Annotated in this window: 5 protein-coding genes; 1 reads left to right on the top strand and 4 read right to left on the bottom strand. The window is 64.7% G+C overall.

From position 1 onward, the window contains the following. A partial coding sequence (locus IVA75_RS09490; protein ID WP_247285920.1) for a hypothetical protein occupies positions 1 to 196 on the top strand: 196 nt, incomplete at its 5' end. Positions 197 to 1,238: 1,042 nt separating this feature from the next. Here the strand turns inward: IVA75_RS09490 and IVA75_RS09485 are convergent. From IVA75_RS09485 to IVA75_RS09460, 4 genes are read right to left on the bottom strand one after another with little or no spacing between them, the layout of a single operon-like run. Then, a complete protein-coding gene (locus tag IVA75_RS09485) occupies positions 1,239 to 2,285 on the bottom strand; it encodes a M23 family metallopeptidase (RefSeq protein WP_247285919.1) in 1,047 nt (348 codons plus the stop codon). A gap of 22 nt (positions 2,286 to 2,307) precedes the next feature. Beyond that, on the bottom strand, positions 2,308 to 3,624 hold the full coding sequence (locus tag IVA75_RS09480; RefSeq protein WP_247285918.1) for an HlyD family type I secretion periplasmic adaptor subunit: 1,317 nt from the start codon (positions 3,622 to 3,624) through the stop codon (positions 2,308 to 2,310). Between the two features lie 44 nt (positions 3,625 to 3,668). Next, entirely contained in the window at positions 3,669 to 5,909 is a 2,241-nt protein-coding gene (locus tag IVA75_RS40260; protein ID WP_276577088.1) for a cadherin-like domain-containing protein, read from the bottom strand. 16 nt (positions 5,910 to 5,925) lie between these two features. Then, complete coding sequence (locus tag IVA75_RS09460) at positions 5,926 to 7,641, bottom strand: type I secretion system permease/ATPase (protein WP_247285917.1); 1,716 nt, start codon at positions 7,639 to 7,641, stop codon at positions 5,926 to 5,928. Between the last annotated feature and the right edge of the window lie 41 nt (positions 7,642 to 7,682).

The raw sequence follows: 7,682 nt of genomic DNA, 5'->3' as shown, positions 1-7,682 counted from the left end.
CGCGGCGCTTCGACGTCCAGCTCGCGCTGCCGCTGCAGGGCGCCGCGTGATGTTCAAGGAAGGAAAGCCGGGCGGCGCCGGCCCGCCCCCGCAAAGCGAGAGCGACCACTTCATCCGCTGCACGATCTGCGGCGACACCTTCGACATGCGCGACCTCGGCCAGTTGCTCGATCATCTGCACGGGCCGACGCATTGACGGAGGATCAGACGTGGCATGTTCCCGCTGCCACGGCACCCACTGGTTTTGCGAGAACCATTCCGATCGCTCTTGGGACGCAAAGGACTGCGGTGCGACCCGCTGGGCGGCATATCGTTCCACGAGGTCCGCTCACCGAGGCATAGCAGACCAGATTTGCTCATGTTGAGTTCTTCGCATTCTGACCCAAAGCGGACGTTCCCGCCATCCGGCGAGTTGTTCTTGAAGATAAACGGCACCGCGCAATTGCAATTGGATAGGAAAAAATATTCCTAGTGTCGCTTCAAAAGCTATACTATCGCCGAGCCTGCCAACGCGACAGGGGGTTATCCTCGCCGAAAGCCGACCGGGGCGGCCTCGATTTGAACGTCAAAGGACCAAGGTCCGAGGCCCAGCGCGCTTACCAACTAGTCCGCCGCAATCCCCGGTACCGACCATTGGACACCGGAAGACGATCTAAAACTCATCGTGCTCACGGCGAAACGTTCTGACGACCGCAGACCGCACATGTCGACCCGCGACCAATTGCGACGCCTGCGAAACATGCTTCATGAACGAGAGAATCCCAAGTCCCAGGTCCCATCGAGCCGGGCTCTCTCGAAGAGACCAATCAATTGGTTCGCAAATGATAGTTGTTGTTCAGCTCAGGCGGGTGCCGGGCATCATGGCGCCTGTGAACGCTGCTTTTCGCTCGAAGTATCGGAAACTGCGGGATTGGCGGGGCCTTGGCCCACGTCGTTGCGTTTGTGCAGGTCTCCAAGCCAAAGGATGGGTCCTCGCAGCTTTTCGCTGCGTGGGCCGTGCCGAATGCCGAACTGTTCGACAAAGCCCCTGAACGCATTCGTGAGGGCCACGAGCTTCACCCCCATGATCCGGATATTTCCGGGTAGCCATCGGCTCGCTGGTGTCCTGGGTGAAGAGCGGCTCATTGCGCGTTCCTGGCGTCATAGAATCAAGAAACCACGAGCGCCGGATTATTCCGCGGTCGAAGAAATTCTTGGCGGCAGTTCCAGGTGCAGTTTAGTTTTCACAGCGTTTCAAGCTACCGTTCGCCCTCGCTTCGGATCAGGATTGATCGCGTGGCCGATGAGATCGTCTTCCCACCCGAGACCATTTCGACTTGCAGTCCATACTCCCCTGCTCGTTGCGCGGGCTTCCCTCCGGCATAGGCGATGTAGTTCGCCTTCCGCCTTTCGAGCGGTTTGGTTTCGATTTGCATCAGCGTTTTTCCGTCGGGGTCGACGATGCGCATTCTGAAAACGCTGTCGCCCTCGACGTTGATCCCCCAGACCCAAGCGATGACCGGTTGCGACGTATTGGGCACGGCTGGTTCACCTTCGCGAACGAGCCTCGGAAGCTCGGGCGGAGCGTTGGCGAGCCCGACCAGCAGGATCGCCGAAGCCGAACGGGAAAGTGCATCCCGGACGGCCGGTTCGAACAGGCTTCCCCCGGTTGCGCCGCAGGTTTCTCGACCGATTCCAAGTGGCCGGCCCGTCAGGGGCTCGATCGTCCTGCCATCCTTTCGGACCGACAAGTGCAGATGGGGAAATTCGGCCAAGCCCGATGCCCCGATCGACCCCAGGCGGTCGGCTTTCTTCACGTGCGCTCCGGGCCGGACGACGATGCTGCCTTCCTTGAGGTGGCAGTATTGCGAGGCCAGCCCCCCGGAATGCTCTACAAGGACGCCGTTACCGCACTCCTTTCCCCCGGTATCTTTATCTTGTGCCCGATCGTAGATGCGGTCTGGAATGCCGTCCCTCACGCGCGCGACGGTTCCTTCGGCGGTTGCGATCACGGGCGTTTGACGATCGATATCCTTGAGCGTGCGGATGCGAATGTCCCAACCGTCGTGCCCCTGGTACGTGGCGTTGCCGCAGAGCGGATCCAACGCCTGGTCGCCTGGATCGACGTCCGGCATCTGCTGCACGAAGCAGTCCACGCCCAGGCGGCAGTCGACAGGCAGTCCCAGGTTGGGAGACAACTGGTCGTCCGCGCGTGCCGGCTGGATTGCCGCCGACAGAATCATGATCAACGCCGGCGCCAGCCGGTATCGGCTGTGCGTCGCGCAATGGGACTTGAGCTTGAACATTTTCGCAGCAGGGAACAGAACTCTACTCCTCCCGGAAGGATTTCATCATCTGATCGGTGAACGGCTTTATCAGATAGGAAAGCGCGGTCCTATCGCCGGTGGTGAGGAAAACCTCAACCGGCATGCCGGGCACGATCGGCTTGCCCGCCACTTGCTTTTGGCCACCCGCGATCGCGATGGTGCTGAGATAGTACGTCTGGCCGCTGGCCTGGTCCAAGCTGGCCGCCGCCCCGATCGTTTCGACCGTACCGGCGACCTCCGGGGTGTTCCGCTGGTTGAAGGAGGAGAACCTTAGGCGTGCCGGCTGTCCGGTCGCGGCCTGGTCGATGTCGGTCGGAGACAGTTTCGCTTCGACGACCAGGTCGGCGCTTTCGGGGACGATGGACATAAGCGTCTCCTTGGGGGAGATCACGCCATTGACGGAATTGACCGCGAGCTCGTTGACGGTGCCGGAGATCGGCGAGCGGATCACCATGCGCGACAGGCGGTCCAGCGACGCCACGATCCGTTCCTGAAGCTCCGCAAGTTTGCCATCCACCTCGCGCAAGTCCCGCTGACCGTCGGTGCGCGCCTGCTGATCGAATTCGATGATCTTGATCCGCGACTCGCTGATCTGACCTTTCACGCGCGCGATGTTGGCGTCGATCTCGCCCTTGAGCCCGTCGATCTTGACCAGATCGCGCTCCATGGTGCGGATCTTGCCAATTTCTATGAAGCCCTTGTTGTAGAGCGGCGTCAGACGTTCGAGATCCTCCCTGACCATCTTGCGCTCGCTGGCGTTGGCCTCTTGTTGTGCCGACAGCCCGCGGACCTGCTCCTCGAACTGCGCGATCTGCAGCGACAACTGATCGCGCCTGGCCTCACGTACTGCCAAGTTCTCGTTGAAGAGCCGGATCTCGCCCCGCGCGATCTCCGCCGTGAACGGGTCGTGCTCGAACCGGGAATCGAACCTGATGGCCGTGGCCCCGTCGCGCTCGGCCACATGCCGCGCCCTGCGACCTTCGAGCTCCGCGCGCTGCCCCTTGAGCACGCCGAGTTCCGCCTTGGTCTGGGTCTCGTCGAGCCTGACGAGGACGTCGCCCGCCTTTACGGCGTCGCCGTTGGCGACCAGGATCTCGCCGACGATGCCACCGTCGCGGTGCTGGATCAGCTTGACCTGTTTCCTGACCGTGACCTTGCCTTGCGCGATCACGGCGCCGGTCAGCTCGGCGTGCACCGCCCAGCCGCCGCATCCACCGATCAGCACAATGGCCAGAAAGCCCGCCATCGCCACGCGCGAGCGGATGCCGAACGACTGGTCCGCACCGCGCGCGGCCTGTTCCGGGGACTTTAGGTTCATCGCTCAATCTCCATGTAAGAACCGGCACGTCCGCCGTTTCGCGTTCAGTGGTGCGCGTTCGTTTGCTGGGAAGCCGTGAAGACAAAATTGCTCTCGTCAAGATCGAGATTGCCATCCAGCACGATCTCGAAGTCGTGCTCCGCGTCAGCGTCGAGGTGGCCGGAGAGGATCGTGATCTCCTGGTCGGAAACGATTTCATGGCGGTAGCCGACGGCGCCCACCTCGTCGAACGTCGCCTGGTCGGCGCCGGCGAAGAACAGCTTTTTGCCGGAGAAATCGTCGAGTTCCTGTCCGACTCTGGACAGGTCGAGCCTGTCGCCGACGCTGAAGTCCAGGATGTGATCGCGCGGCCCGCCGTCGTTCTTCAGAGAAGCCAGGTCCTGGAAGACGAACGTGTCATTGCCGTCGCCGCCCTCCATGATGTTCACATGGGCGTCGGCAACCAGGCGGTCGCGACCGTGGCCGCCCTGGACATTCTCGATCTCAAAAATCTGCGCGGTCTGCCCGTCGCAGATTTCGACGATGCCGTCGGGCAGGTCTACGTTCTCGTCGAACACGATCTGGGACAGATCCAGAGTGTCTTCGCCGTCCCCACCGTGAATGACGTCGTGGCCAGCCTCGACGCCGAGAACGATCACGTCGTCCCCACAGCCGGCGTCGATAAAGTCGTTGCCCGCGCCACCCGCCAGCACGTCGTTGCCGGCGCCCCCGTCGAGATGGTCGTCGCCGGCGCCGCCATGCAGGCTGTCTTCGCCTGCGCCGCCCGTGAGGACGTCGTCGCCGGTCCCGCCGTCCAGGTCATCATTGCCTAGCCCGCCCGTGATGTGGTCGTCGCCGGCGTCTCCGTGTAGGGTGTCATTCTCGGCACCGCCGTCGATACGGTCGTTCCCTTCCCCGCCGTGGAGGGTGTCGTTGCCGGCACCGCCGACGATGCAATCGTTGCCCGCGCCGCCGAGCAGCACGTCGTTGCCGCCGCCGCCGTCGATATGGTCGTCGCCTTGCTCGCCCTCGATCCTGTCGTTCCCCACGTCACCCTGGAGGGTGTCGTTGCCGGCGCCGCCTAGGATCGTGTCGTCGCCCTGCCCGCCGGAGGCAAAGTCGTCGCCTTCGCCGCCCAGAATGAGATCATTCCCGTCCTCGCCGTAGAGCGTATCGTTGCCGGCTTCGCCGAACAGCGTGTCGTTGCCTGTCCCCCCGAAGATGACGTCGTTGCCCGGGCCTCCGAACAGGGTGTCGTCGCCGTCGCCGCCCACCAGACGGTCGTCGCCCTCGCCGCCGTAGATCGTGTCGGCGCTTTCGCGACCGTAGACGATGTCATTGCCGGCGCCGCCATCGATCACGTCGACCAGGGGCGTTCCGATCAGGAAGTCGTCGCCCTCGGTGCCGTGGATCTCTTCGTCGGGAGCGCTATGCAGATCCGCGTGCGCCGTCTGGACGATCGAGGCGGTGCCGTCGGAGATGCGGTAGCTGAATTGGACCGGACCCACTTCGTCGTGCTCGGGCGTGTAGAGCCAACGGTCCGCTCCCAAGGCCTGTAGCGATCCGTGGTCGACCTGAAGGGCCTGCACCGAAAGCCGGTCGCCGTCCGGATCGCTGGCGCCGTTCAGCAATTGGGCGAGCGAGATGATGAAGGCTTCATTGACGAGCCCACTGCCGAGATCGACCGCCCCTGCGCTCACCGGGGCATGGTTGACCCGCTTCTGCGGATCGGGGTCCTTGCTCGTCGGCGGCGGCTTTTTGGGCTCGTCGACGTGGGGCCTGGTGTGGTCGTCGGAAGACCCTCCTCCTCCGCCTCCTCCGCCGCCACCACCGCCTCCGCCCCCAGCGGCCGGTGTGGGCTCCGTCGCCCTCGGCAGCGGATGCGCGGGAGCGGGCGCGTTTTGGTTGGCCGGGACCAGCGACAGACGCGGCTCCTCGGTCCTGGCAAATCTGAGCCTGTCCGGATCGACGGCTGGCTCGAACGCCTCGTTCATCGACACCGCCTGCAGTCCGGAGGCGCGGACGAGCTCGGACGATCCTGCGTTCCGCTCCGCGGCGATCGAAGGCGTAGACGACGTATCCGTTTCCGACTGTGTTGCCGGGTCCCCGGAGTCCGGCTTCGGCTGATGGGGCGCCTCCTCCTTGCCGCTGCCGAACACCTGTTTCAGCAGAAGTCCCCACGATGCGAGCAGTATCGCGGGTACGATGGAACTGACGCGAGACCGTTCGTCGATGAGCGCGAACCGACGCGCCGGCGCGTCGAGCGCGCTGCGGTCCGGAATTCCCAGCGACAGCCGTTCGTCCATAGCCACCTCCCGCTGATCAGGCCGTCGCTGCGGTCGGGAACGGGATCGGCGCCGCCGGCGCGCCGACCACCTTGTCCTTCGGTCCGAACGCAACCAGCTTGCCGCCCTGGACAACACCGACATAGTCGACCGCCGCCAGCGCCTTCGGACGGTGCGCGATCACGATGACGATCCCGCCGCGCGCCTTGACGCCTTCGATGGCCTCGCCCAGCGCCGCTTCGCCTGGCGCGTCCAGGTTCGAGTTCGGCTCGTCGAGCACGACGAGGAAGGGATCGCCGTAGAGAGCGCGCGCCAAACCGATGCGCTGCCGCTGGCCGGCGGAGAGCGCCGTGCCGGAGGGCCCGAGTTCGGTCTGGTAGCCGTCCGGCATGCGCGTGACCATCTCGTGGATTCCGGCTGCCTTGGCCGCGGCGATGATCTTGCGGGCGTCGGGCTCCGTCGCGAAGCGCGAGATGTTCTCGGCGATGCTGCCGTCGAGCAGCGAGACATCCTGCGGCAGGTAGCCGATATGCTCGCCGAGGGCATCGGCGCGCCACTGGTCGAGATCCGCCTCGTCCAGCCGGACTTTGCCCCTCAGGAGTGGCCAGACGCCGACGAGACCTTTGGCCAGCGAGGTCTTGCCGCCGCCACTGGGCCCGATCAGGCCGAGCGCCTCGCCCGCCTTGAGCTCGAAGCCGACTTCGCCGACCAGCACCGTGCCGCTGCCCGGCGCGACCACGGTGATGCCTTCGACCTTCAGGCTCGCGCAGGGTTTGGGAAGCGGCAGGATCTGGCTGCCATCTTCTGCCGCAGCGAGCGTCTGCTTCAGACGATTGAAGCTGCGCCGCGCCGCAGCGATCACCTTCCAGTTGCCGATGGCAGAATCGATCGGCGCCAGCGCCCGCGCCGAAGCCACCGAGCAGGCGATGATCGCGCCCGCCGAAAGCTCGCCCTTGATGGTGAGGAACGCGCCTAGCCCCAGCAGCGCCGATTGCAGCATCATGCGCATCACCTTGGCCATCCCGCCGAAGCTGCCGCTGATGTCGCTGGTTCGGGTCTGGAGCGCCAGATGGCGCGCATTGGCGGCTTCGAACCGGGCCACGGCGCGGCCACCGAAGCCCATGGCGCGCAGGATGTCGGCGTTGCGGGCGTGAGAATCCGCCAGCGTGGAGCGCAGCACCGCCGCCTGGTGGGTCTCCCTGCCGGCCCGCCGGGTCAGCAGTTCGGTCGCGACGGTTAGCGACATCAGAACGACGGCGCCGGCCAGCGTGACCAGGCCCAGGACGGGATGGAGCAAATAGACGAAGCCGAGGAACAGCGGCATCCACGGCAGGTCGAAGAAGGCGATGGGGGCCTGGCTGCCCAGGAAGCCGCGCACGACATCGACGTCGCGGCCCCGCTCGAGCGCCTCGGAGGTGGAGTAGCCGTAGCGGGCCATCTCGATGACGACGTGGTGCGCCAAGGGCGCCAGCTTGGCGTCGAGACGAGCCCCGAGGCGAACCAGGATCTGCGCGCGCAGGATGTCGAACATGCCCTGGAACAGATAGAGCCCGATGGCGAGCGCGGAGAGCGCCGCCAGGGTCGGGATGCTGTGGCTCGTCAGCGCCCGGTCGTAGATCTGTAGCATGTAGAACGAGCCGGTCAGCGCCAGCACATTGATGATTCCGGATACTCCGAACAGGACAAGACCGATGCCCCGGTAGCTGCCGATCGGATTCTCTGTCGAATTCTTCCGCTTCGCGCTCTTGCCCATCGTGTCCTGCCCCTGCCCTTGGCTTCGGTGACGTCGTGCTC

Source organism: Bradyrhizobium sp. 134 (assembly GCF_023074155.1).
Lineage (GTDB): Bacteria > Pseudomonadota > Alphaproteobacteria > Rhizobiales > Xanthobacteraceae > Bradyrhizobium.
Note: the sequence above shows the minus strand (reverse complement) of the source record. Positions and strands in the feature narration are given on the sequence as shown.